This window comes from Pseudomonas sp. DW-iso3 (assembly GCF_058725305.1).
This window is the reverse complement of record NZ_JBZXDZ010000012.1, coordinates 51,624-73,042: the sequence shown is the minus strand read 5'-3', so window position 1 is coordinate 73,042 and position 21,419 is coordinate 51,624. Positions and strand designations below refer to the sequence as shown.

At 60.4% G+C, this 21,419-nt stretch carries 21 protein-coding genes and 1 pseudogene; 15 read left to right on the top strand and 7 right to left on the bottom strand.

All coding sequences use genetic code 11. From position 1 onward, the window contains the following. Positions 1 to 12 precede the first annotated feature (12 nt). On the top strand, positions 13 to 1,263 hold the full coding sequence (kynU, locus tag AC4PS7_RS28090; RefSeq protein ID WP_045791636.1) for a kynureninase: 1,251 nt from the start codon (positions 13 to 15) through the stop codon (positions 1,261 to 1,263). Positions 1,264 to 1,399: 136 nt separating this feature from the next. Beyond that, positions 1,400 to 2,806 (top strand): amino acid permease, encoded by a 1,407-nt coding sequence (locus AC4PS7_RS28085; RefSeq protein ID WP_431480376.1) that lies wholly within the window; start codon positions 1,400 to 1,402, stop codon positions 2,804 to 2,806. Here the strand turns inward: AC4PS7_RS28085 and AC4PS7_RS28080 are convergent. Further along, positions 2,752 to 3,642 (bottom strand): LysR family transcriptional regulator, encoded by an 891-nt coding sequence (locus AC4PS7_RS28080; protein ID WP_010206518.1) that lies wholly within the window; start codon positions 3,640 to 3,642, stop codon positions 2,752 to 2,754. The genes AC4PS7_RS28085 and AC4PS7_RS28080 overlap by 55 nt on opposite strands. Positions 3,643 to 3,765: 123 nt before the next feature. On the opposite strand from AC4PS7_RS28080, the gene AC4PS7_RS28075 reads away from it, so the two are divergent. From AC4PS7_RS28075 to AC4PS7_RS28055, 5 genes are all read left to right on the top strand, one after another. After that, entirely contained in the window at positions 3,766 to 4,530 is a 765-nt protein-coding gene (locus AC4PS7_RS28075) for a sulfite exporter TauE/SafE family protein (RefSeq protein WP_021492161.1), read from the top strand. Between the two features lie 120 nt (positions 4,531 to 4,650). Further along, a complete protein-coding gene (mdaB, locus tag AC4PS7_RS28070) occupies positions 4,651 to 5,241 on the top strand; it encodes an NADPH:quinone oxidoreductase MdaB (protein WP_198730005.1) in 591 nt (196 codons plus the stop codon). A 30-nt stretch (positions 5,242 to 5,271) separates the two neighbouring features. Further along, positions 5,272 to 6,168, top strand: a complete 897-nt coding sequence (locus AC4PS7_RS28065; RefSeq protein WP_010206514.1) for a LysR family transcriptional regulator — start codon at positions 5,272 to 5,274, stop codon at positions 6,166 to 6,168. Positions 6,169 to 6,271: 103 nt separating this feature from the next. Continuing rightward, positions 6,272 to 7,165 carry an NAD-dependent epimerase/dehydratase family protein gene (locus tag AC4PS7_RS28060; protein WP_021492160.1) on the top strand — a complete coding sequence of 298 codons (894 nt, stop codon included), beginning with the start codon at positions 6,272 to 6,274 and terminating at the stop codon, positions 7,163 to 7,165. A 196-nt stretch (positions 7,166 to 7,361) separates the two neighbouring features. Beyond that, a complete protein-coding gene (locus AC4PS7_RS28055; protein WP_010206505.1) occupies positions 7,362 to 8,807 on the top strand; it encodes a SulP family inorganic anion transporter in 1,446 nt (481 codons plus the stop codon). 122 nt (positions 8,808 to 8,929) lie between these two features. Here AC4PS7_RS28055 and AC4PS7_RS28050 read toward each other — a convergent pair whose 3' ends face one another. After that, positions 8,930 to 9,310, bottom strand: coding sequence for a lysozyme inhibitor LprI family protein (locus AC4PS7_RS28050; RefSeq protein WP_431480377.1), 381 nt, complete (start codon positions 9,308 to 9,310; stop codon positions 8,930 to 8,932). A gap of 194 nt (positions 9,311 to 9,504) precedes the next feature. On the opposite strand from AC4PS7_RS28050, the gene AC4PS7_RS28045 reads away from it, so the two are divergent. The 4 genes from AC4PS7_RS28045 to AC4PS7_RS28030 are packed head-to-tail and all read left to right on the top strand — an operon-like array spanning position 9,505 to position 13,644. After that, entirely contained in the window at positions 9,505 to 10,908 is a 1,404-nt protein-coding gene (locus tag AC4PS7_RS28045; protein WP_492179861.1) for a GntT/GntP/DsdX family permease, read from the top strand. Between the two features lie 12 nt (positions 10,909 to 10,920). Continuing rightward, positions 10,921 to 11,781: a MurR/RpiR family transcriptional regulator gene (locus AC4PS7_RS28040; RefSeq protein WP_010206501.1), complete on the top strand. Its 861-nt coding sequence runs from the start codon at positions 10,921 to 10,923 to the stop codon at positions 11,779 to 11,781. Position 11,782: 1 nt separating this feature from the next. Further along, complete coding sequence (locus AC4PS7_RS28035; protein ID WP_492179860.1) at positions 11,783 to 13,246, top strand: N-acyl-D-amino-acid deacylase family protein; 1,464 nt, start codon at positions 11,783 to 11,785, stop codon at positions 13,244 to 13,246. Between the two features lie 29 nt (positions 13,247 to 13,275). Further along, on the top strand, positions 13,276 to 13,644 hold the full coding sequence (locus AC4PS7_RS28030) for a glyoxalase superfamily protein (protein WP_010206499.1): 369 nt from the start codon (positions 13,276 to 13,278) through the stop codon (positions 13,642 to 13,644). Positions 13,645 to 14,280: 636 nt separating this feature from the next. Here AC4PS7_RS28030 and AC4PS7_RS28025 read toward each other — a convergent pair. Both AC4PS7_RS28025 and AC4PS7_RS28020 read right to left on the bottom strand, forming a co-directional pair. Next, positions 14,281 to 15,144 (bottom strand): methyl-accepting chemotaxis protein, encoded by an 864-nt coding sequence (locus tag AC4PS7_RS28025; RefSeq protein ID WP_370636473.1) that lies wholly within the window; start codon positions 15,142 to 15,144, stop codon positions 14,281 to 14,283. After that, a pseudogene (locus tag AC4PS7_RS28020) lies at positions 15,136 to 16,065 on the bottom strand (methyl-accepting chemotaxis protein); the annotation flags it as partial. The gene AC4PS7_RS28025 and the pseudogene AC4PS7_RS28020, both read right to left, overlap by 9 nt. A gap of 387 nt (positions 16,066 to 16,452) precedes the next feature. Between AC4PS7_RS28020 and bamJ the strand changes: the two are divergent. Then, on the top strand, positions 16,453 to 17,070 hold the full coding sequence (gene bamJ / locus AC4PS7_RS28015; protein WP_010206497.1) for a BamJ family beta-barrel-assembly machinery protein: 618 nt from the start codon (positions 16,453 to 16,455) through the stop codon (positions 17,068 to 17,070). A gap of 135 nt (positions 17,071 to 17,205) precedes the next feature. Here the strand turns inward: bamJ and AC4PS7_RS28010 are convergent, their stop codons facing one another. The 3 genes from AC4PS7_RS28010 to AC4PS7_RS28000 all read right to left on the bottom strand — a co-directional run bounded on the left by AC4PS7_RS28010 (position 17,206) and on the right by AC4PS7_RS28000 (position 19,132). Further along, the gene (locus tag AC4PS7_RS28010) at positions 17,206 to 17,463 is read right to left on the bottom strand and encodes a PA4570 family protein (protein WP_003194088.1); all 258 of its coding nucleotides are present in this window, start codon (positions 17,461 to 17,463) and stop codon (positions 17,206 to 17,208) included. Between the two features lie 161 nt (positions 17,464 to 17,624). Then, on the bottom strand, positions 17,625 to 17,966 hold the full coding sequence (locus AC4PS7_RS28005) for a zinc ribbon domain-containing protein YjdM (RefSeq protein WP_010206496.1): 342 nt from the start codon (positions 17,964 to 17,966) through the stop codon (positions 17,625 to 17,627). Between the two features lie 197 nt (positions 17,967 to 18,163). Continuing rightward, positions 18,164 to 19,132, bottom strand: coding sequence for a polyprenyl synthetase family protein (locus AC4PS7_RS28000; protein ID WP_010206495.1), 969 nt, complete (start codon positions 19,130 to 19,132; stop codon positions 18,164 to 18,166). Between the two features lie 239 nt (positions 19,133 to 19,371). Between AC4PS7_RS28000 and rplU the strand changes: the two genes are divergently transcribed. From rplU to cgtA, 3 genes are all read left to right on the top strand, one after another. After that, a complete protein-coding gene (gene rplU, locus AC4PS7_RS27995) occupies positions 19,372 to 19,686 on the top strand; it encodes a 50S ribosomal protein L21 (RefSeq protein ID WP_007950961.1) in 315 nt (104 codons plus the stop codon). Positions 19,687 to 19,720: 34 nt separating this feature from the next. Beyond that, entirely contained in the window at positions 19,721 to 19,978 is a 258-nt protein-coding gene (gene rpmA, locus AC4PS7_RS27990) for a 50S ribosomal protein L27 (RefSeq protein WP_003176049.1), read from the top strand. 192 nt (positions 19,979 to 20,170) lie between these two features. Further along, positions 20,171 to 21,394, top strand: a complete 1,224-nt coding sequence (gene cgtA, locus AC4PS7_RS27985; RefSeq protein ID WP_010206489.1) for an Obg family GTPase CgtA — start codon at positions 20,171 to 20,173, stop codon at positions 21,392 to 21,394. The last annotated feature ends 25 nt before the right edge of the window (positions 21,395 to 21,419 follow it).

Below are 21,419 nucleotides of genomic sequence, written 5' to 3'. Positions count from 1 at the left end.
CCAGGACAACCCATGACCACTCGAAGCCATTGCCAAGCCCTCGACGCCCAGGACCCGCTGGCACCTTTGCGCCGCCAGTTCGCCTTGCCGGAGGGTGTGATCTACCTCGACGGTAACTCCCTGGGTGCACGGCCGGTGGCGGCGTTGGCGCGGGCGCAAGCGGTGATTGCCGAGGAGTGGGGCAACGGTTTGATCCGTAGTTGGAACAACGCCGGCTGGGCGGATTTGTCCCTGCGCCTGGGTAACCGCCTGGCACCGTTGATCGGCGCGCGTGACAACGAAGTGGCGATCACCGATACCACCTCTATCAACCTGTTCAAGGTGCTGAGCGCCGCGTTGACCGTGCAGCGCCAACGCCAGCCTGGGCGCAAGGTGATCGTCAGTGAGGCGAGTAACTTCCCCACCGACCTGTACATCGCCGAGGGACTGGCCGAGTTGCTGCAGCAAGGCTATTCCCTGCGCCTGGTGAACAGCCCGGACGAACTGCCCCAGGCCATCGATCAGGACGTGGCGGTGGTGATGCTGACCCACGTCAACTACAAGACCGGCTACATGTACGACATGCAGGCGCTGACCGCCCTGAGCCACGAGTGCGGTGCGCTGAGCATCTGGGACCTGGCGCACTCGGCGGGCGCGGTGCCCATCGACCTGCATCAGGCCGGTGCCGACTATGCGATCGGCTGCACCTACAAGTACCTCAACGGTGGCCCGGGTTCCCAGGCGTTTGTGTGGGTCAATCCAGCGCTGGTGGATGTGGTGCGCCAGCCATTGTCGGGCTGGTTCGGGCACACCCGGCAGTTCGCCATGGAGTCGACGTACGCGCCGAGTGCCGGCATTGCTCGTTATTTATGCGGTACCCAGCCGATTACTTCACTGGCAATGGTTGAATGTGGCCTGGAGATTTTTGCCCAGACCGATATGGCGAGTTTGCGCAGCAAGTCCCTGGCGTTGACCGATCTGTTTATCGCGTTGGTCGAAGCCCGTTGTGCTGCCCACGACTTGAAGTTGATCACCCCGCGTGAACACGCCAAGCGCGGTAGCCATGTGAGCTTCGAACACCCTGAAGGCTACGCGGTGATCCAGGCCTTGATCGCCCGTGGTGTGATCGGTGACTACCGCGAACCACGCATCATGCGTTTCGGTTTTACCCCGTTGTACACGCGCTTTACCGAAGTATGGGAAGCCGTGGAAACCCTCGGCGACATTCTAGACAACCACACCTGGAACCAACCGCAATTCAAAGTCCGCAACAGCGTCACCTGATCCACCGCCGATCAAAGGTGGGAGCTGGCTTGCCTGCGATGACGGTGGTGAATGCACCGACGCGATCGCAGGCAAGCCAGCTCCCACGGGGTTCCGCGTCAGCAACAACCATCACAATAATAAAGGGGCACGCCACGTGACCACGCCAGACAACGGCTTTGCAGAGATCACCCACCGCGAACTGGGCCTGCGGCGCCAGCTCACTTCCGGCCAGATGAGCATGATCGCCATCGGCGGCGCCATTGGCACCGGGCTGTTCATGGGCAGCGCCTACGCCATTGGTTATGCAGGGCCCAGCGTATTGGTGAGCTACGCCATCGGCGCGTTGATCACCTTGCTGTTGATGGGCTGCCTGGCGGAGATGACGGTGGCCCATTCCACCTCGGGGTCGTTTGGCGCCTACGCCGAGTTTTACATCAGCCCGCTCGCCGGGTTCCTGGTGCGCTATGCCTACTGGGCGGCGATCGTGCTGGCAGTGGGCGCCGAGGTCACGGCGGTGGCGATGTACATGAAGTACTGGTTCGCCAACGTGCCGGAGTGGGTGTGGATCGTGTCGTTTTCCAGTGTGCTGATCCTGCTCAATGCCATCAGCGTGAAGACCTTTGGCAACTTCGAGTACTGGTTCTCGACGATCAAGATCAGCGCCATCGTCGGCTTCATTATCCTCGCCGTGTACGTGGTGTTCGGCTCCGGCAACTCGCAGTACGGTGTGCAGAATTACACCGCCCACGACGGCTTTTTCCCCCATGGCCTGAGCGGCATGTGGATCGCGGTGATCGTGTCGATCTTCAGTTATTTGAGTGTGGAGATGATCGCTGTGGCTGCCGGTGAAGCCGCCGACCCGGAACAGGCGGTGAAGAAAGCCTTCCGCGCCACCATCGTGCGCCTGGTGGTGTTTTACTTGCTGACCCTGGCGCTGATGCTGGCCATCGTGCCGTGGAACCAGGCCGGGCAGGCCCAGAGTCCGTTTGTCACGGTGATGCAGACCATCGGCATACCCGGCGCCACCGGGGTGATGAATTTCGTGATCCTGATTGCGGCGCTCTCGGCCATGAACAGCCAGCTCTACATCACCACCCGCATGATGTTCAGCCTGTCCCGTGCCGGCTTTGCCCCCAAGTCCATGGGCGCGTTGAGCAAGAACGGCATTCCGCTGAATGCATTGCTGCTGTCCAGCTCGGGCATTGCGCTGGCGACTTTGTTGAACGTGGTGTACCCGGAAAGCTCGTTCACGCTGATGATGGCGATCTCGATGTTTGGCGCGATCTTCACCTGGTTCATGATCTTCCTTACCCACCTGTTTTTCCGGCGTTATCGCAAGCGTCACGGTGGGCCGACATTGTCGTTCCAACTCCGGCTGTTTCCCTACAGCACGCTGCTGGGGCTGGTGCTGATGGGCGCGGTGATGGTCACCACGTATTTCACCGAGGCGTTCAAGATGACCCTGGTGTTTGGCGTGCCGTTCCTGCTGATTCTGTCGGCGGTGTATTACGGATTCTTCCGCAAGGGCAGGGCCAAGGCGTCGAACAAGGCCTTGGCATAGCCGGGCAGGTGTTCGAACGAGCGCGCGCATAACTGCAGTTTCCGGCGGGCCCACGCTTCCTGCAGGGGGTAGGCCCTGACGCTGCGCTCCAGTGGCCAGCGCTCCAGCGCGGCTTGGGGCACGATGCCCAGGCCAGCGCCGCGGGCGACCATGCGAATCACCCCATCAAAACCCTCGGCACGTATGCGCGTCTGCAAGCGAAAACCGGCGTGCAGCGCCTGTTCTTCGAGGTAAACCGTCAATGCGCTGTGGGGGGCGAGGCCGACAAAGTCGTATTGCAGGCTATCGACAAAACTCCCTGCGCTGAACGGATGATCCTGCGGTGTGATCAGCACCAACGGGTCATCGCGAAAGGGCAGAGTCTGCAGGCCGTGGGTGTCCACCGCGTCGGAGACGATCCCAAGATCTGCCGTGCCCTGGCGTAAGGCCTGGGTGATACGCAGGCTCGGCAACTCCTGCAGATCGATATCGAGATTGGGGTGCTCGCATAGAAAGTCCGCCAGCAGTTCCGGCAGGTATTCGCTGAGGGCGGTGGTGTTGCACAACAGGCGCACCTGGCCTTTGACGCCGTTGGCGTATTCCGCCAGGTCCAGTTGCAGATGTTCGGCCTGTTGCAGCAGCAAGCGGGCATGGCGGGCCAGGGCTTTGCCTGCGGGAGTGGGTGTGACACCTCGGCGACCGCGCTCCAGGCACTCAATGCCCAGCGAAGCTTCCATCGCCCGGATACGCGCACTCGCCGCGGCCAGGGATAAGTGGCTGCGCCCGGCGCCGGCAGTAATGTTGCCGGTGTCGAGGATGTGCAGATAAAGGCGCAGGTCAATCAAATCAAAATGCATGGGTGGGGGGCCAGTGATTGGACGGGCTTGCTCGCGAAGAGTCTATCAGCCTCACACAAAACAAGAGGCTGCCTCAGTATATGGCGAATTTCCCGCGTCATCGGAAACCCTCACACTGCGCCCATGAATACCTACCTGACGTTCTACCAAAATATCGGCCCCGCCCTGACCCTGCTGGTGATCGGCACCTTCATCCTGGCCGGCACCGTCAAGGGCGTGATCGGCCTGGGCTTGCCCACAGTCTCCATGGGCTTGCTCGGCCTGGCTATGTTACCGGCGCAGGCTGCGGCCTTGCTGATCATCCCTTCGACGATCACCAACCTGTGGCAACTGGCGTTCGGCGGCCATCTGAGCGCATTGGTCAAACGCCTGTGGCCGATGTTGCTGCTGATCTTCCTCGGCACCGGGCTTGGCACGCTGTGGCTGGGCATGAGCGGGGGAAGCTGGGTGGGCCATGCGTTGGGTGGGGCATTGCTGGTGTATGCACTGAGCGGATTGTTCCTACCGACGTTCAAGGTAAAGCCTGAGACCGAGCGTTGGCTGGGCCCTGTGTGCGGCGTGATCACCGGCATCATCACCTCGGCGACCGGCGTGTTCGTGATTCCCTCCGTGCCCTATCTGCAAGCCCTGGGATTGAACCGTGATCAGTTGGTGCAGGCGCTGGGGTTGTCGTTCACTGTTTCCACCTTGGCATTGGCCGCCGGGCTGGTGTGGCGTGGCGAGCTCGGTGGCGGGGAGGTCAATGCGTCGCTGCTGGCGCTGGTGCCGGCACTGCTGGGCATGTGGCTGGGCCAGGCGCTACGCCAGCGCATCAGTGCCGTGTTGTTCAAGCGCGTATTTTTCGTTGGCATGGCCTTGCTGGGCGCGCATCTGCTGATCAGCGGTTAACAATGAAGGGTTTATTCGTGCTTTCCGATCAAATGTATTTTGCCGTGCCCCCGCTTATTCCAAGGGGACAATGTCGATAGCCTGCCGGCTGACAGTGTTAACCCCTCAGGATGCCTTCCCATGAAAAAAATCCTCCTGCTCAACGGCGGCAAGAAATTCGCTCACTCCGATGGTCGCTACAACGCCACCCTGCATGACGCCGCTGTGGCGGTGTTGGACCGCGCCGGCATCGACGTCAACGTCACGCACATCGACGAAGGCTACGACGTGGCAGAAGAAGTGGCGAAATTCCTCTGGGCTGACGTGATCATCTACCAGATGCCCGGCTGGTGGATGGGCGCACCGTGGATCGTCAAGAAATACATCGACGAAGTCTTCACCGAAGGCCACGGCAGCCTCTACGCCAGCGACGGCCGCACGCGCTCCGATGCCTCGCAGAAATACGGCAGCGGCGGCCTGATCCAGGGCAAGCAGTACATGCTCTCGCTGACTTGGAACGCACCCCAGCAAGCCTTTGACGACCCGACCGACTTCTTCGAAGCCAAGGGCGTGGATGCGGTGTACTTCCCGTTTCACAAGGCCAACGAGTTCCTTGGCATGACCGGCCTGCCGACCTTCCTGTGCGTGGACGTGATGAAGCGCCCGGCGATCGAGGCTGACGTAGCGCGCTACGAACAGCATCTGGCGCAGGTCTTCAATTTCTCGGTGTAAGCTGCTGGGAACCGATAACGAGGAGCGCCTGTGAAAGCCCGATCCGATGAGCTACAGATCTTCGTCAGCGTCATTGAATGCGGTTCGATTTCCGCTGCCGCCGAACAGGTCGGGCAGACGCCCTCGGCGGTCAGCCGCACCTTGTCACGCCTGGAAGCCAAGCTCGACACCACGCTGATCAACCGCACCACACGGCGGATGGACTTGACCGAGGAGGGCAAATACTTCTTCGAGCAGGCCAAGGTGATCCTGGCGCAGATGGATGAGCTGGAAGAACGCCTGTCGTCGCGTCAGAAAAAGCCGGCGGGGCGCCTGCGCATCAACGCTGCGGTGCCGTTCATGCTGCATGGAATCGTGCCGTATATCGCGGAGTTTCGCAGCCTCTACCCGGACATCCAACTGGAGCTGAACAGCGATGACTTGATCATCGACCTGCTGGAACAGAGCACTGACATCGCCATTCGCATCGGTGCGTTGGCCGACTCCACCCTGCATGCACGCTCGCTGGGGTGTACGCCACTGCATATCCTCGCCAGCCCCGACTACCTCAAGCAGTACGGCACGCCGACCACGGTTGCCGAATTGGCGGACCACACCCTGCTGGGGTTTACCCAGACCGAAACCCTCAACCACTGGCCGTTGCGCCATGTGGAAGGTGACCGTTGGCTGATCCAGCCCGGCGTGGCAGCGTCCAGTGGTGAAACCGTGCGTCAGTTGGCGTTGGCGGGGCAGGGTATTTGCTGCCTGTCTAATTTCATGACCATCGACGACATCGAGGCCGGGCGTCTGGTGCCGGTGCTTGAGGCGTTCAACAGCGGTTATCGCCAGCCGATCCACGCGGTGTTCTACCGGAACTCGCAGCTGGCGTTGCGTATCCAGTGTTTCCTGGACTTTATCCAGGTCAAGCTGGCGCGGTATGCCTGCTGATTCGTGACCTTCGCGCAAGAGTGAATTGGGCAACAGGGGCTTATTCGTCAGGGATCGGCCCTTGATACTGGCCCCATCACTGACTCACTCAGGAGCACTCTCCATGAAGGTATTTGTAACCGGCGCCGCAGGTTTTATCGGCGGATCCATCGCAACTGGCCTGGTCAAGGCTGGCCACAGCGTTACCGGCCTGGTGCGCAGTGTCGAACAAGCCGCTGAGATGACCGCCCTGGGCATCACTCCGGTGATCGGCAGCCTGGACGACACCGCCGTACTGACCGAACAAGCGCAGAAGGCCGATGCGGTGATCAATGCCGCAAGCAGCGACCATCGCGCCGCCGTGGAAACGCTGTTGGCAGCGTTGAAGGGCTCGAACAAGCCGTTCCTGCACACGAGCGGTTCAAGCATTGTGGGTGATGCGTCGGGCGGCAAGTCCAGCGAGGTCATCTACTTCGAGGACAACCTGCCTGAGCCGACCGTCGACAAGGCCGCCCGCGTGGCCATCGACAACCTGATCCTGGCCGCAGCCAAAGAAGGCGTGAACTCGGCGGTGATCTGCAACACATTGATCTACGGCCACAGCCTGGGCGTGAAGCGCGACAGCGTGCAATTGCCGCGTCTGCTCAAGCAGGCGCGCAAGAGTGGGGTGGTGCGCCATGTGGGCAGCGGGCAGAACATCTGGTCCAACGTGCACATTGAAGATGTGGTGGCGTTGTATTTGCTGGCGCTGACCAAGAATGTGCCGGGCACGTTCTACTTCGTGGAAAGCAGCGAAGCGGCGTTTATCGACATGACCACCGCCATTGCCGAAGCCCTGAACCTGGGCAAACCCCAGGATTGGCCATTGGCCGACGCCGAAGCCGAGTGGGGTTATGAAATGGCCAACTATGGTTTGGGTTCCAACAGCCGAGTGCGTGGCAAGCACGCCCGTGAACGGCTGGGCTGGGCGCCGAAACGTACGTCGGTCGTGGAGTGGATTCGCAACGAGATGGTGTGATGTTCGCTTAAGACCGCGGTGCGCCTTCGCAGGCAAGCCAGCTCCCACATTGGACTGTGTTCACACATCAATTGTGGGGGCCGGGCTTGCCTGCGATGGCGGCGATTCGGTTTACCTGATGTTACACATTACTAGCCCCACCTCCCTCAATTCCGTACCATTCCCTGCCTTATCTTCCGCATTACCCTGGTACTTCATGAACCTCACCCGTCTGCGCGCCGATGCCCTGGCCGGCCTCACCACGTCTTTTGCATTGCTGCCCGAATGCATCGCCTTTGCCCTGGTGGCCCACCTCAACCCGCTGATGGGGCTCTACGGCGCCTTTATCATCTGCACACTGACCGCGTTGTTCGGCGGCCGCCCCGGCATGGTGTCCGGTGCGGCGGGCTCGATGGCAGTGGTAATCGTGGCGCTGGTGGTGCAGCACGGTGTGGAATACCTGTTGGCGACGGTGTTGCTGGGCGGTCTGATCATGGTCGCCTTCGGCCTGCTGCGCCTGGGCAAGCTGGTGCGCATGGTGCCGCATCCGGTGATGCTGGGGTTCGTCAACGGCCTGGCGATCATCATTGCCTTGGCGCAGTTGGAACATTTCAAGAGCGGTGAACAGTGGCTCAGCGGCACGCCGCTGTACGTGATGATCGGCCTGGTGCTGGTGACCATGGCCATTGTCTACCTGCTGCCGCGCATCACCCGCGCCGTGCCGCCCGCGTTGGTGGCGATCCTTGGCGTGGGCCTGGCGGTGTACCTGCTGGGCTTGCCGACCCGCACGTTGGGCGACATGGCCCACATCGCCGGCGGCCTGCCGACCTTCTCCCTGCCGCAGATTCCCTGGACCCTGGAAACCCTCGGCATCATCGCGCCCTATGCGTTCCTGATGGCCATGGTCGGCTTGCTGGAAACCCTGCTCACCCTCAACCTCACCGACGAAATCACCGAGAGCCGCGGCTACCCCGACCGCGAAAGCGTGGCCCTCGGCGCGGCGAATATGGTCTCCGGCCTGTTCGGCGGCATGGGCGGCTGCGCAATGATCGGGCAAACCGTGATCAACCTCAGCTCCGGCGGACGCGGGCGTTTGTCCGGCGTGTTTGCCGGGGTGATGATCCTGTTGTTCATTCTGTTTCTGTCGCCGTTTATCGAGCGCATTCCGTTGGCGGCGCTGGTGGGCGTGATGTTCGTGGTGTCCCAGCAGACCTTCGCCTGGGCCTCCTTGCGGGTGATCAACAAGGTTCCGGTCAATGATGTGCTGGTGATTCTCGCGGTGACGGTCATCACCGTGTTCACCGATCTGGCCACGGCGGTGTTGTGCGGGATTGTGATTGCGGCGTTGAATTTCGCCTGGCAACAAGCGCGAGAGCTGTATGCGGATGAGCACCTGGAAGCCGATGGCAGCAAGCTTTATCGCGTGCATGGCACGTTGTTCTTCGCCTCGACCACGCCGTTCCTGAACCAGTTCGACCCGGCCAACGACCCGGCCCAGGTGACGCTGGATTGCCGTCACCTGAGCTTTGTCGACTACTCAGCGATTGCCGCGTTGATGACCCTGCGTGAGCGTTACACCAAGGCCGGCAAGCATCTGCGGGTGCTGCATCTGTCGGAGCGGTGCAAGAAGCTGCTCAAGCGCGCGAAGGTTCACCACGACTGAACACCAACGTGTAGGCGCGAGCTTGCTCGCGAAAGACTTGAGTGCGCCACCTGCACTCAGGTTATCCGCGTTATCGTTGACGATTTTCGCGAGCAAGCTCGCTCCTACAGGGGGGCCATTCCTTATGGCCCGACCAGGTCTTCCAGCTCTTGGGCGCGGGTCTGGGTCATGTCCAGCAGACAGGCGGAGCCGTTGACCTGGTCGATGGTGCCGCCGGTCGCGGAGCCTGCGAAGCCGCAATTGGCGTCACGGTATTTTATCCACAGGCGCTGCACGTCCTGCAGTTGCTGCTTGCGCGCGCCTTCCTGGGCGGCGAGGGCGGTTTTGTAGGCCTTGTTCAGACGCGTGTCCTGCACCTTGGCTTCCTTGGCGTTGCAATTGACCATGTCTGCGGTCGTGTTGGCGCTGTCCATGCATTTTTTCAACGCTGCGTTATCGGCCGCCGAGGCGGTGCCGCACAGGGCGAGAAACATAGCGCTGACAGCGAGGGAGGTGCGAATCATGGTCGGTTTTCCTGGGCATGAGTGGAGGCGCATTCTATGACTCGATGGCGGCGCTTGAGTTTCCGGCATCCTCTGATCTTCATGTAAGAACACCCCCCGAATTTTCATCGGCGAACGTCGGGCATATCCCAATGCGACAGCGCTTATCCATGGGCGAAAATTACTTTCATAAAAATTGAAAATCCTCCTCGGTAATGATTTATGAGTTTCACAACCAATTCGACGTGACCCTTTCCGAGGAGTACCGCATGGCCGCATCACTGGGCTTCGGGCTGTTGGCATACGCTGCCATCGCCATCATTGCTTTGATCGTGCTGATCGCACGTTACCGACTCAACCCGTTTATCGTCATCACCCTGGTGTCCATCGGCCTGGCACTGATGGCCGGGATGCCGGCGGACACCATCATGGGCTCCTACGAAGCGGGCGTCGGCAAGACCCTGGGGCATATCGCCCTGGTGGTGGCGCTGGGCACCATGCTCGGCAAGATGATGGCCGAGTCCGGCGGTGCCGAGCAGGTGGCGCGCACGCTGATCAACCGGTTTGGCGAGCGCAACGCGCATTGGGCGATGGTCTGCATCGCGTTTCTGGTGGGGCTGCCGCTGTTTTTCGAAGTGGGCTTTGTGTTGCTGGTGCCGATCGCCTTTACCGTGGCGCGGCGGGTCGGCGTATCGATCCTGATGGTCGGTTTGCCGATGGTTGCCGGTCTGTCGGTGGTGCATGCACTGGTGCCGCCGCACCCGGCGGCGATGATGGCGGTGCTGGCCTATAACGCGTCGGTGGGGCAGACCGTGCTGTATGCGATCCTGATCGGTATCCCGACGGCAATCATTGCAGGCCCTGTCTACGCCAAATTCATCGTGCCGCGTATCCATCTGCCAGCGGAAAACCCGCTGGAACGTCAGTTCATTGACCGCGAACCGCGTACCCGCTTGCCGAGTTTTACCCTGACCATGGGCACCATCCTGTTGCCGGTGGTGCTGATGATGATCGGTGGCTGGGCCAAAGTGATTTCCTCCCCGGGCAGCGCTTTCAACCAATTCCTGCTGTTCATTGGCAACTCGGTGATTGCGCTGCTGGTGGCGACATTGGTGAGTTTCTGGACCTTGGGTATTGCGCAGGGTTTCAATCGCGAGTCGATCCTCAAATTCACCAATGAATGCCTGGCTCCTACCGCGAGCATCACCTTGTTGGTGGGCGCGGGCGGCGGTTTGAATCGCATCCTGGTGGATGCGGGCGTTACCAACGAAATTCTCGGCCTGGCCCACGCTTTTCAGCTGTCGCCGCTGGTGATGGGCTGGCTGTTTGCCGCGTTGATGCGAATTGCCACGGGCTCGGCCACCGTCGCCATGACCACCGCGTCCGGCGTGGTGGCACCTGTCGCCATGGGCCTGGGTTATCCACACCCCGAATTGCTGGTGCTGGCCACTGGCGCGGGTTCGGTGATCTTTTCCCACGTGAACGACGGCGGCTTCTGGCTGATCAAGGAATACTTCAATATGACGGTGATCCAGACCTTCAAGACCTGGACCGTGCTGGAGACTCTGATTTCCGTGGTCGCCTTCGGTCTGACTTATGGCCTGTCCTGCATCTTGTAACCCGGAGACCCCATGGACATCCTCTACCAGATCCGCGCCCGCCAGGACGCCTTCAGCGCCGGCGAAGGGCGTATCGCCAAGCTGATGCTCAATGACGTGGGGTTTGCCGCATCGGCCAGCCTGGAAGAGTTGTCCCAGCGCGCCGAGGTCAGCACAGCCACCTTGTCGCGGTTCGCGCGCAGCGTGGGGTGTCGGGATCTGCGGGATTTGCGCCTGCAATTGGCCCAGGCCAGTGGAGTCGGCAGCCGCTTCCTCGACCCTGCGGGGTTGCCGGAACAGTCGGCATTTCACCGGCAGATCCTGGGGGATATCGAGGCGACGTTGCGTCAGCACTTGTCGGGGTTCAACCAGGCGAGTTTCGTCGATGCGGTGAGTTTGCTCGGCAAGGCGCGGATGATCCATGCGTTCGGCATGGGCGGTCCGTCGAGTCTGTGCAGTGATGAGTTGCAGGTGCGCCTGGTGCGCCTGGGTTATCCGATTGCCGCCTGCCATGACCCGGTCATGATGCGCGTCACGGCGGCGACGCTGGGGCCCGAGCATGCGTTGATTGTGTGCTCCCTGACTGGTCTTACCCCTGAGTTGCTCGACGTGGTGACCCTGGCACGCAACTACGACGCGCGCATCGTCGCCATCACCCTGGCCGATTCCCCCTTGGCGCAGTTGGCGGATGTCTTGCTGCCGCTGCAACCGGCCGAAACCAGTTTTATCTACAAGCCCACTGCGGCGCGCTACGGACTGCTGTTGGCCATCGACCTGCTCGCCACCGAACTGGCGTTGGCCCTGCCAGACGACAACCAAGAGCGCCTGCGCCGGATCAAGCTGGCCCTGGACGATTATCGCGGCGGCCCCGACAGCCTGCCGCTTGGAGACTGATATGAAGTACGACACGTTGATCCGCCAGGCGCTGATCATTGATGGCAGCAACACCCCCGGCTATGTAGCCGATGTGGGGCTGCGCGACGGGCGCATCGAGACGATTGGCGACCTGTCGAACGCCCAGGCTGAGCATGAGATCGATGCGAGTGGCCGCGTCTTGGCACCGGGTTTCATCGACGTGCACACCCACGATGACACGGTGGTGATTCGTCATCCACAGATGCTGCCCAAGCTCAGCCAGGGGGTGACCACGGTGATTGTCGGCAACTGTGGCATCAGTGCGTCGCCAGTGACGTTGCGCAGCGATCCGCCGGACCCGATGAACCTGTTGGGCAGCGCTTCGGCGTTTGTTTATCCGCGTTTCAGCGACTATCGAGCGGCGGTCGAAAAGGCTCATCCGGCGGTCAACGTCGCGGCGCTGATCGGTCATACGGCGCTGCGCAGCAATCATATGGACGACCTGCACCGTACCGCTTCAGCGGATGAAATCGCCGCCATGCGCGTGCAGTTGCACGAGAGCCTCGAAGCCGGCGCCCTCGGTTTATCCACAGGCCTGGCCTACGCCAGTGCGTTCAATGCCGAGACCGATGAGGTGTTGCAACTGAGTGAAGAGCTCACCGCGTTCGGTGCGGTGTACACCACCCACTTGCGCAGTGAGTTTGAGCCGGTGCTGGAGGCGATGGACGAAGCCTTCCTGATCGGCCGGCATGCCAAGGTGCCGGTGATTATTTCCCACCTCAAATGTGCCGGCGCCGGTAATTGGGGACGTAGTCCGCAGCTGCTGGCCTCGCTGGAACTGGCGGCGAAAACCCATCCGGTGGGCTGTGATTGCTACCCCTATGCGGCGAGTTCCTCGACCCTGGACCTCAAGCAGGTGACCGACGCGTTTCGTATTACCATCACCTGGTCGACGCCGCATCCGGAAGTGAGCGGGCGTGACTTGCAGGATATTGCCGCAGAGTGGGACGTTTCATTGATGGACGCAGCACGTCGGCTACAACCGGCAGGCGCGGTGTATTACGGGATGGATGAAGCGGATGTGCGGCGCATCCTGGCGCACCCGCTGTCCATGGTCGGGTCGGATGGGTTGCCCGAGGATCCGTTCCCGCATCCGCGTTTGTGGGGCGCGTTTCCACGGGTATTGGGGCATTTCAGCCGGGATATCGGATTGTTTCCGTTGCACACCGCCGTGCACAAAATGACCGGGTTGTCGGCGGCGCGGTTTGGCTTGGCTGAGCGCGGGGAGATTCGTGAAGGGCACTGGGCTGACCTGGTGCTGTTCGACCCGTTGCGTGTGCGCGACGTGGCAGATTTCAAGGCGCCGCAGCGGGCGGCGGAAGGTATTGATGGGGTGTGGATCAACGGCGTGCTGAGCTACAGCGAGGGGCAGGCGAACGGTCAGCGGCCGGGTCGCTTCCTGGCACGCAGCGGGGATTTGCGTCGGGGTTTTTCGTCTCTATAGTGGGGGCTCTTTTAAACGGAGCGGTCGCCATGCACTTAGGAAAAGTCACCCCCATCCTGCGGATTTTCGACGAGGCCAAGGCGTTGGAATTCTACGTCGATTTCCTGGGGTTCAAGGTGGATTGGCAGCATCGTTTCGAGGCGAATTTCCCGCTGTATTTGCAGGTGTCGTTGGGTGAATGTGTGCTGCATTTGACTGAGCATCATGGCGATGCCTCGCCGGGTGCTGCGGTGCGGATCCAGGCGCAAGGGGTGGACGCCTATCAGCAGCAGTTGGCGGGCAAGGATTATCGGTATGCCAAGCCTGGGGTTGAGGAAACACCTTGGGGATCGCGGGAGATGAGCATCAAGGACCCGTTCGGGAATCGCGTGGTGTTTGTCGAGGAAGGCGAGGGCTGAAGGGCAAATCGCAGGCAATAAAAAACCGCCTTGGTAGGGCGGTTTTTTTTGCAATCCCAGTTAGTGGCTGGGGTTGCTGTCTCAAAGATGCGATGACCCGCGGGAGGATACTACCGCCGGTCATTTTATCGCGCAAGGTTAGGCGATGGTCGGCACCGATAATCTTGAGCGTTTCATTATGTCGATTTCCGCTGCACTAGCTTGCAGTAAATCTTCGAAACAAATACTGGATATTTAACCACTTTCTGTCACACCTTCATGGCGGGTTTTGGTTAGGCTTCACCCCGTTCTGCGTTGGTTGCTATTAGGTGAGCCGGGTACGCGCGCGAATTCTGGACTGATCGCCACGGGCTAGTAATCCGTGCCGGATTCATGCGGGAAGCCCATTAGCCCGGCCGCCTCAAAGATGCGATGACCCGCGTCCAAAGGCTCACGTGTTCCGGTAAGTGCGCTGGAGGTAAGGCCTAACTCACGGAGGGCCGAGTATGTCTAAGTTTGCACGACGTACGTGGAACCTCGTCGTGAACTGCCTGCGTGCTTATCACGTCTGGAAGTTCCTGCGAGACAGCTTCGATGACCGCTAAGGTCTGAGAAGTGGAGCCGCCTGGGTTTAGGCCGAGGCGGCTTTTTGGTTGCTTACACCCGGAAATGACTGACCATCTGCTGCAACTGGCTGCCCAGCCGCGCCAGTTCCACACTCGACTTGGCCGTCTCGTCACTCGCCGTAGCGGTCTGTTCCGATACATCACGCACATTCACAATGCTGCGGCTGATCTCTTCAGCCACGGCACTTTGCTGCTCGGCGGCGGCGGCGATCTGCTGGTTCATCGACTGGATATTCGACACCGTACGCGTGATGTTCTCCAGCGACACGCCGGCCTTGCGGGTCAGCTCGACACTGCTGTCGGTGAGGCTGCGGCTGTTGTTCATCACATTGGCCACTTGCTGGGTGCCATTCTGCAACCCGGCGACCAGGCCTTCGATTTCCTCGGTGGACTTCTGCGTGCGCTGGGCCAGGCCGCGCACTTCATCAGCCACCACGGCAAACCCACGCCCGGCTTCACCCGCCCGCGCTGCTTCGATCGCCGCGTTGAGGGCCAGCAGGTTGGTCTGTTCGGCGACGGCCTTGATCACGTCCATCACGCTGCCGATCTTGTTGCTCTCTTGTTGCAGGTGGGTCATGGCGTCGGTGGAACGCGCCACTTCAGCGGCCAGGCGCTCGATCTGGGCGATGGCCTCGGCCACCACCTTGTCGCCTGCGCGGGCTTGGCCATCGGCATCGGCGGCGGCCAGGGAAGCTTGCTCCGCGTTGCGCGCCACTTCCTGCACGGTGGCGGTCATTTCGTGCATCGCCGTGGCGACCTGATCTGTCTCGATCTTCTGGCTGTTCACGCCGGCGCTGGTCTGCTCGGTGACGGCCGACAGTTCTTCGGCAGCGCTGGCGATCTGAGTTACGCCGTCGCGAATACCGCTGATCAATTCACGCAAGGTGGTGCCCATGCGCTGGATGCCTTGTTGCAGCACGCCCAGTTCGTCCCGGCGAGTGACCTGGATGTTGTGGCTCAAGTCACCGGAGGCAATGCGTTCCACCACCGCCAGGGTTTCCTGGATCGGGCGGGTGATCTGACGGGTGATGACCAGTGCGGCGATCACGCCAACCAGCAAGGCCAGCAAGGTGCTGATCAACTGTAGACTGCGAGCCTGGGCGCTTTCTGCGTCGCGGCGAGTGAGCTGGATTTCGTACAGTTTGTCGCTGATTGTGACGATATCAGCGCCTTGGGTGGTCATTTCGGCACGGGCAGTCACGATGTTGGCGTTGGCTGCCTTGTAGTTCTGCACCGCGCTGCGGTAGGCACCCAGGGCGGTTTCCAATGCGGTCAGCGCGCTTTGCTGGCTGGCGCCAAAGGTGGCGTTGAGGTCTTTCAAGCCGGCGATGGCTTTTTCAATCTGTGCAGCTGCGCGCGCTTCGGTCTCCGGGCTGACGTTACCGGTGTAGCCGCGTACTTCGTAACGAGCCAACTGGAATTGCATCTTGGCATCGGCCACCGCCTGGAACTGCGCCAGGTGTTCCGAACTGTCAGGCATTTGCTTCACGCTGGTTTCCAATGCGTTGATCTGTGCATTGGCAATATCCGCCTTGTCGCCCATCACTTGGCGCGAGGCGTTGCCATTACGGTAGGCCTCGCGCATTTTGTTCAGCGACTGCTGATAAGCGGTGATGATGGCTTTCTGCTCGTTGAGCAGCTTGAGGTTTTCCGGGCTCTTGAAGCTGTCGATCAGCTTCTGCTGCTGGGCAGCGAAAGCGTCCAGGTTGGTCTGTACGTTCTGGGCCACCGCTTCGTCGCCGTTGGCGAGCATGTATTGCAGGCGCACGATACGCAGCTTGGTCAACGACGCGTTGAGCTGGGTGATATCGCTCATCCAGTTACTGCGGTCGATCAGGCCGCCCAGGCTGGTCCAGCCGGTCAATGCCAGAATCGACGTGAGGACAAGCACCAGGCCGAAGCCCAGGCCCAGTTTGAGGTTGACGCTGATGTTGCCGAACCAGCTATTCATCGAATGCTCCGCAAGAATGATGGGGTGTGCTGGACGGTTATTGATTTTGGAGCCAGCTGCTGTGTAGGGCTGTATCGGCGGCGGGCGTTGAATCTGAAATGCTAATTTGCCGGGTGCGACGAAGAGGCGCACTGCAGTCGTGGCGCGGGGAGGGGGGGCTGATCATGGGGCGATCTTGTGTGCTAGTCTGCGGGCCCTTTTAGTTCTGGGTAGCCTGGGAAAACCAGTGTTGTCCTACAGCGGAGCCTCTTCATGTCCGAAGTTAATCTGTCCACCGACGAAACCCGCGTCAGCTACGGTATCGGCCGTCAGTTGGGCGACCAACTGCGTGACAACCCGCCACCAGGTGTGAGCCTGGACGCCATCCTGGCTGGCCTGACCGACGCCTTCGGCGGCAAGCCAAGCCGTGTAGACCAAGAGCAAATGGCCGCCAGCTTCAAAGTGATCCGTGAAGTCATGCAAGCCGAAGCGGCCGCCAAGGCTGAAGCTGCAGCGGGCGCTGGCCTGGCGTTCCTGGCTGAAAATGCCAAGCGTGATGGCATCACCACCCTGGCTTCCGGCCTGCAATTCGAAGTGTTGACCGCAGGTGACGGCGCCAAGCCGACCCGTGAAGACCAAGTGCGCACTCATTACCACGGCACCTTGATCGACGGCACTGTGTTCGACAGCTCCTACGAGCGCGGCCAGCCTGCCGAGTTCCCGGTTGGCGGCGTGATCGCCGGCTGGACCGAAGCCCTGCAACTGATGAATGCCGGCAGCAAATGGCGCCTGTACGTGCCGAGCGAACTGGCTTACGGCGCTCAAGGCGTTGGCAGCATCCCGCCGCACAGCGTTCTGGTGTTCGACGTCGAACTGCTCGACGTTCTGTAAGACCTGTTGTTGATTACCTATAGGAGCGAGCTTGCTTGCGAAAAACGTCAACGATAACGCCGCGCGTCTGGTGTAGCGCGGCGGTTTCAAGTTCTTCGCGGGCAAGCTCGCTCCTACAGTGTTTTGCGCGGTCGCTCATGGATGGAACTTGCCATTCAGCTCCGTCGCCGGGCGCAACGCTCGGGCATAGCAGAACAGAAACAGATTGCGCACCACTTCCTTCAACACACCGGGTTCGCTCGAACTCAGCCCGTTGACGTCCAGGTCACCCTGGTCCTGCAGTTCGTTCAGCGCTTCTTCTTCCAGCACCGCACAGACTTCACCGGTTTCCCGATGCAGGATCCGCAGGTAAGGGTGTGGTCGGTCCAGCCAGGCGTCTATCAAATAAGTCATGGTTCTCATCTCCTTGATGGGTTTCAATGAGAATAATTCTTATTCGTAGAATAGCAAGTGCCTATTGGCGGTTTCTGGTTTTTTCTGTGTGGATATTGCGCGGGATCAAACGGGAGGGCGAAACGCCATCCCGCGGCGGGCGCGGGATGGAGGCAATACGTTCAGACTTTGCGCACGAACTCGGACTTGAGCTTCATCGGACCGATACCGTCGATTTTGCAGTCGATATCGTGGTCGCCATCGCACAGGCGGATGTTCTTGACCTTGGTGCCGACCTTCACGACCAGGGAAGTGCCCTTGACCTTGAGGTCTTTGATCACGGTGATGGTGTCGCCGTCCTGCAGTACATTGCCGACGGAGTCTTTCTTCACGGTTTCGTCGCTGGCCGCTTCGGCCTCGCTATTGGCGGACCACTCATGGGCGCATTCCGGGCAGATCAGCTGGGCGCCGTCTTCGTAGGTGTATTCGGAATTGCATTTCGGGCAGGGTGGCAACGTGCTCACTAAAGCTCCTTAGGAGTTAGGATGGCTAAAAGTCGCACATTATATAGGGTTTTGTGGTGTGGCAGGCTATACGCGATCTAAATGTGGGAGCGGGCTTGCTCGCGAAGGCGGCGGGTCAGCTGCTACATGTGCTGACTGACACTCAACCTTCGCGAGCAAGCCCGCTCCCACACAAACCTGCTCGCCACAGATTTGTGTCAGTGCGTACGCGCGACCGCAAACTCACTCAGCTCGACCAGAGCGTCCCGGTATTCGCTGGCGGGAAGGGCTTCCAGGCACTGAATGGCACGGGCCACGTAGTCACGCGCCAGTTGAGCGGTGTACTCCAGGGAACCCGAGGCTTCCACGGCGGCGCGGATGGCCTCCAGGTCTTCGATCCCGCCTTTCTGGATCGCCTTGCGCACCAGGGCGGCCTGTTCCGGCGTGCCTTCGCGCATGGTGTAGATCAATGGCAGGGTTGGCTTGCCTTCAGCCAGGTCGTCACCGACGTTCTTGCCCAGGGTTTCGGCGTCGCCCTTGTAGTCGAGCAGGTCGTCCACCAGTTGGAACGCCACGCCCAGGTGGTCGCCAAAGGTACGCAGGGCTTCGGCCTGCTCGGCCGTTGCGCCGCACAACGCAGCGGCGCTGTGGGTGGAGGCTTCGAAGAGCATCGCGGTTTTGCCGCGAATCACTTCCATGTAGGTTTCTTCGGTGGTACTGGCGTCGCGGACCTTCGACAGTTGCAACACTTCGCCTTCGGCGATGATGCGTGTGGCCTGCGAAAGAATCTTCATCACCGGCATCGAGCCGAGTTCAACCATCATTTCGAACGAGCGCGAGTACAGGAAGTCACCCACCAGCACGCTTGGAGCGTTGCCCCACATCGCATTGGCGGTCTCGCGGCCACGGCGCATGCCGGACATGTCGACCACGTCGTCATGCAGCAGGGTGGCGGTATGCAGGAATTCGATAGTGGCGGCCAGCAGGCGCAGGTCATCGCCTTCGCGACCCAGGGCCTTGCCGCACAGCAGCACTAATAAAGGACGCAGGCGCTTACCGCCCGCCGACGTAATATAGTCGCCAATTTTGGAGACCAGCGGCACTTTAGAAGTCAGCTGCTTCTTGATGATGCCGTCGACGGCGCTAAAATCGTCCGCGACCGCGCGGTAGAAAGCTTGGGGTTGCATCAGCGACAGTCGCTCCAGAAGGGTTGCGCGGCATGCTAGGACCCAGGCCCCCCAGTGTCAAGGCGCGATAGACGGCCCCTTGCAACACCCATTTACCTTGCGTACAATCGCGCACCCTGAACTTCCTGGGCAGCACCTGCCTTACGCAATTGCATTTGGGACGTCCATCCCATGCAGCCATGCCAGCCAATACCTCTTCTTATAAAGCGCTGGGTGAGCAGGATTATCGGAGAAATACCATGTCGTACGCAGTAATTGTTACTGGTGGCAAGCAATACAAAGTCGCCCCAGGTGAATACCTGAAGATCGAAAAACTGGAAGTCGCTACCGGCGAATCCGTTACTTTTGATCGCGTTCTGTTGGTCGCCAATGGCGATGACGTGAACATCGGCGCTCCAGTTGTTGCTGGCGCTACCGTTGTGGCTGAAGTGATCTCCCAAGGTCGTCACGATAAAGTCCGCATCATCAAGTTCCGTCGTCGTAAGCACCACATGAAGCGTATGGGCCACCGCCAGTGGTACACCGAGATCAAAATCACCGGTATTCAGGCTTAATTTCAGCCTAATTCCTCACTAGGAGAATTGACTCATGGCACACAAAAAAGCTGGTGGTAGTACCCGTAACGGTCGCGACTCAGAAGCCAAACGCCTTGGCGTTAAGATGTATGGCGGCCAGAAAATCATTCCGGGCAACATCATCGTGCGTCAGCGCGGCACCCAATTCCACGCCGGTTACGGTGTAGGCATGGGTAAAGATCACACCCTCTTCGCGAAAATCGAAGGCGTGATCAAGTTTGAAGTAAAAGGCGCGTTCAACCGCCGTTACGTGAGCGTTGTCGCAGCTTAATTGCGAGATCGCTGGAAAAGCCCTGTCTTGCGACGGGGCTTTTTCGTTTGTGGAGTGAGTCTCTTGCAAAGCTGTTTGTAATGGGCTCAGACGCTGGTTTGCGGTCGCTGATTGAGGTCGCTGCGCTCATTTTTGCAAGAGTCTTATGTCTTGGTTTCTTAAGCTCGTCCATGCGACGAGAGGCGTTTTGTTATGAAGTTCGTTGATGAAGTTTCCATCCGAGTAAAAGCAGGCGACGGCGGTAACGGTTGCATGAGTTTCCGTCGCGAAAAATTCATCGAAAACGGTGGCCCCAACGGCGGTGACGGCGGTGACGGCGGTTCCATCTACATGATGGCCGACGAAAACCTCAACACCCTGGTCGACTACCGTTACACCCGGCACTTCGATGCCGAGCGTGGCTCCAACGGCGGCAGCACCGACTGCACCGGTAAAAAAGGCGAAGACCTGGTACTGCGCGTACCGGTCGGCACCACGATCATCGACTCTGCCACCCAGGAAGTGATCGGCGACCTGACCAAGGCTGGCCAGAAACTGATGGTGGTGCAGGGCGGCTGGCACGGTCTGGGTAACACCCGATTCAAGTCCAGTACCAACCGTGCGCCACGCCAGACCACGCCAGGCAAGCCGGGCGAGCAGCGTGACCTCAAGCTGGAAATGAAAGTACTTGCTGACGTGGGCCTGTTGGGTCTGCCGAACGCTGGTAAAAGTACCTTCATCCGTTCGGTCTCGGCCGCCAAGCCGAAAGTCGCCGACTACCCGTTCACTACCCTGGTGCCGAACCTGGGTGTGGTCAGCGTCGACCGCTGGAAAAGCTTTGTGATCGCCGACATTCCCGGCCTGATCGAAGGCGCTTCCGATGGCGCAGGTTTGGGGATTCGCTTCCTCAAGCACTTGTCGCGTACCCGTCTGCTGCTGCACCTCGTCGACATGGCCCCGTTGGATGACACCAGCGCGCCGGACGCCGCCGAAGTGATTGTCAGCGAGCTGACCAAGTTCAGCCCGTCCCTGGCTGAGCGTGATCGCTGGCTGGTGCTGAACAAGTGCGACCAGATTCTTGAAGAAGAGCACGAAGAGCGCGTCAAGGAAATCGTTGACCGCCTGGAGTGGGAAGGTCCGGTCTACGTGATCTCGGCTATCGCCAAAGAAGGCACCGAGCGCCTGACCCGCGACATCATGCGTTACCTCGAAGACCGCGCTGACCGCCTGGCGGCCGACCCGGTGTTCAAGGCCGAACTGGCCGAACTCGACCAGCGCATCGAAGACGAAGCCCGTGCCCAGTTGCAAGCCCTGGACGACCAGCGTGCCTTGCGCCGCAGCGGCGTGAAGTCGGTCCATGACATCGGCGACGATGATTGGGACGAGGAAGATGTGGATGATGAAGACGGTCCGGAAATCATTTACGTGCGTGATTGATCCGTTGCGATAAACTTGAACGCCG

Excerpts from the sequence above, each read along its gene's own strand:
- kynU (WP_045791636.1), top strand. The coding sequence starts at position 13 with ATGACCACTCGAAGCCATTGCCAAGCCCTCGACGCCCAGGACCCGCTG.
- AC4PS7_RS28080 (WP_010206518.1), bottom strand. The coding sequence starts at position 3,642 with ATGCATTTTGATTTGATTGACCTGCGCCTTTATCTGCACATCCTCGAC.
- AC4PS7_RS28075 (WP_021492161.1), top strand. The coding sequence starts at position 3,766 with ATGAATACCTACCTGACGTTCTACCAAAATATCGGCCCCGCCCTGACC.
- mdaB (WP_198730005.1), top strand. The coding sequence starts at position 4,651 with ATGAAAAAAATCCTCCTGCTCAACGGCGGCAAGAAATTCGCTCACTCC.
- AC4PS7_RS28060 (WP_021492160.1), top strand. The coding sequence starts at position 6,272 with ATGAAGGTATTTGTAACCGGCGCCGCAGGTTTTATCGGCGGATCCATC.
- AC4PS7_RS28055 (WP_010206505.1), top strand. The coding sequence starts at position 7,362 with ATGAACCTCACCCGTCTGCGCGCCGATGCCCTGGCCGGCCTCACCACG.
- AC4PS7_RS28050 (WP_431480377.1), bottom strand. The coding sequence starts at position 9,310 with ATGATTCGCACCTCCCTCGCTGTCAGCGCTATGTTTCTCGCCCTGTGC.
- AC4PS7_RS28045 (WP_492179861.1), top strand. The coding sequence starts at position 9,505 with ATGATTTATGAGTTTCACAACCAATTCGACGTGACCCTTTCCGAGGAG.
- AC4PS7_RS28040 (WP_010206501.1), top strand. The coding sequence starts at position 10,921 with ATGGACATCCTCTACCAGATCCGCGCCCGCCAGGACGCCTTCAGCGCC.
- AC4PS7_RS28035 (WP_492179860.1), top strand. The coding sequence starts at position 11,783 with ATGAAGTACGACACGTTGATCCGCCAGGCGCTGATCATTGATGGCAGC.
- AC4PS7_RS28030 (WP_010206499.1), top strand. The coding sequence starts at position 13,276 with ATGCACTTAGGAAAAGTCACCCCCATCCTGCGGATTTTCGACGAGGCC.
- AC4PS7_RS28025 (WP_370636473.1), bottom strand. The coding sequence starts at position 15,144 with ATGGGCACCACCTTGCGTGAATTGATCAGCGGTATTCGCGACGGCGTA.
- bamJ (WP_010206497.1), top strand. The coding sequence starts at position 16,453 with ATGTCCGAAGTTAATCTGTCCACCGACGAAACCCGCGTCAGCTACGGT.
- AC4PS7_RS28010 (WP_003194088.1), bottom strand. The coding sequence starts at position 17,463 with ATGACTTATTTGATAGACGCCTGGCTGGACCGACCACACCCTTACCTG.
- AC4PS7_RS28000 (WP_010206495.1), bottom strand. The coding sequence starts at position 19,132 with ATGCAACCCCAAGCTTTCTACCGCGCGGTCGCGGACGATTTTAGCGCC.
- rplU (WP_007950961.1), top strand. The coding sequence starts at position 19,372 with ATGTCGTACGCAGTAATTGTTACTGGTGGCAAGCAATACAAAGTCGCC.
- rpmA (WP_003176049.1), top strand. The coding sequence starts at position 19,721 with ATGGCACACAAAAAAGCTGGTGGTAGTACCCGTAACGGTCGCGACTCA.
- cgtA (WP_010206489.1), top strand. The coding sequence starts at position 20,171 with ATGAAGTTCGTTGATGAAGTTTCCATCCGAGTAAAAGCAGGCGACGGC.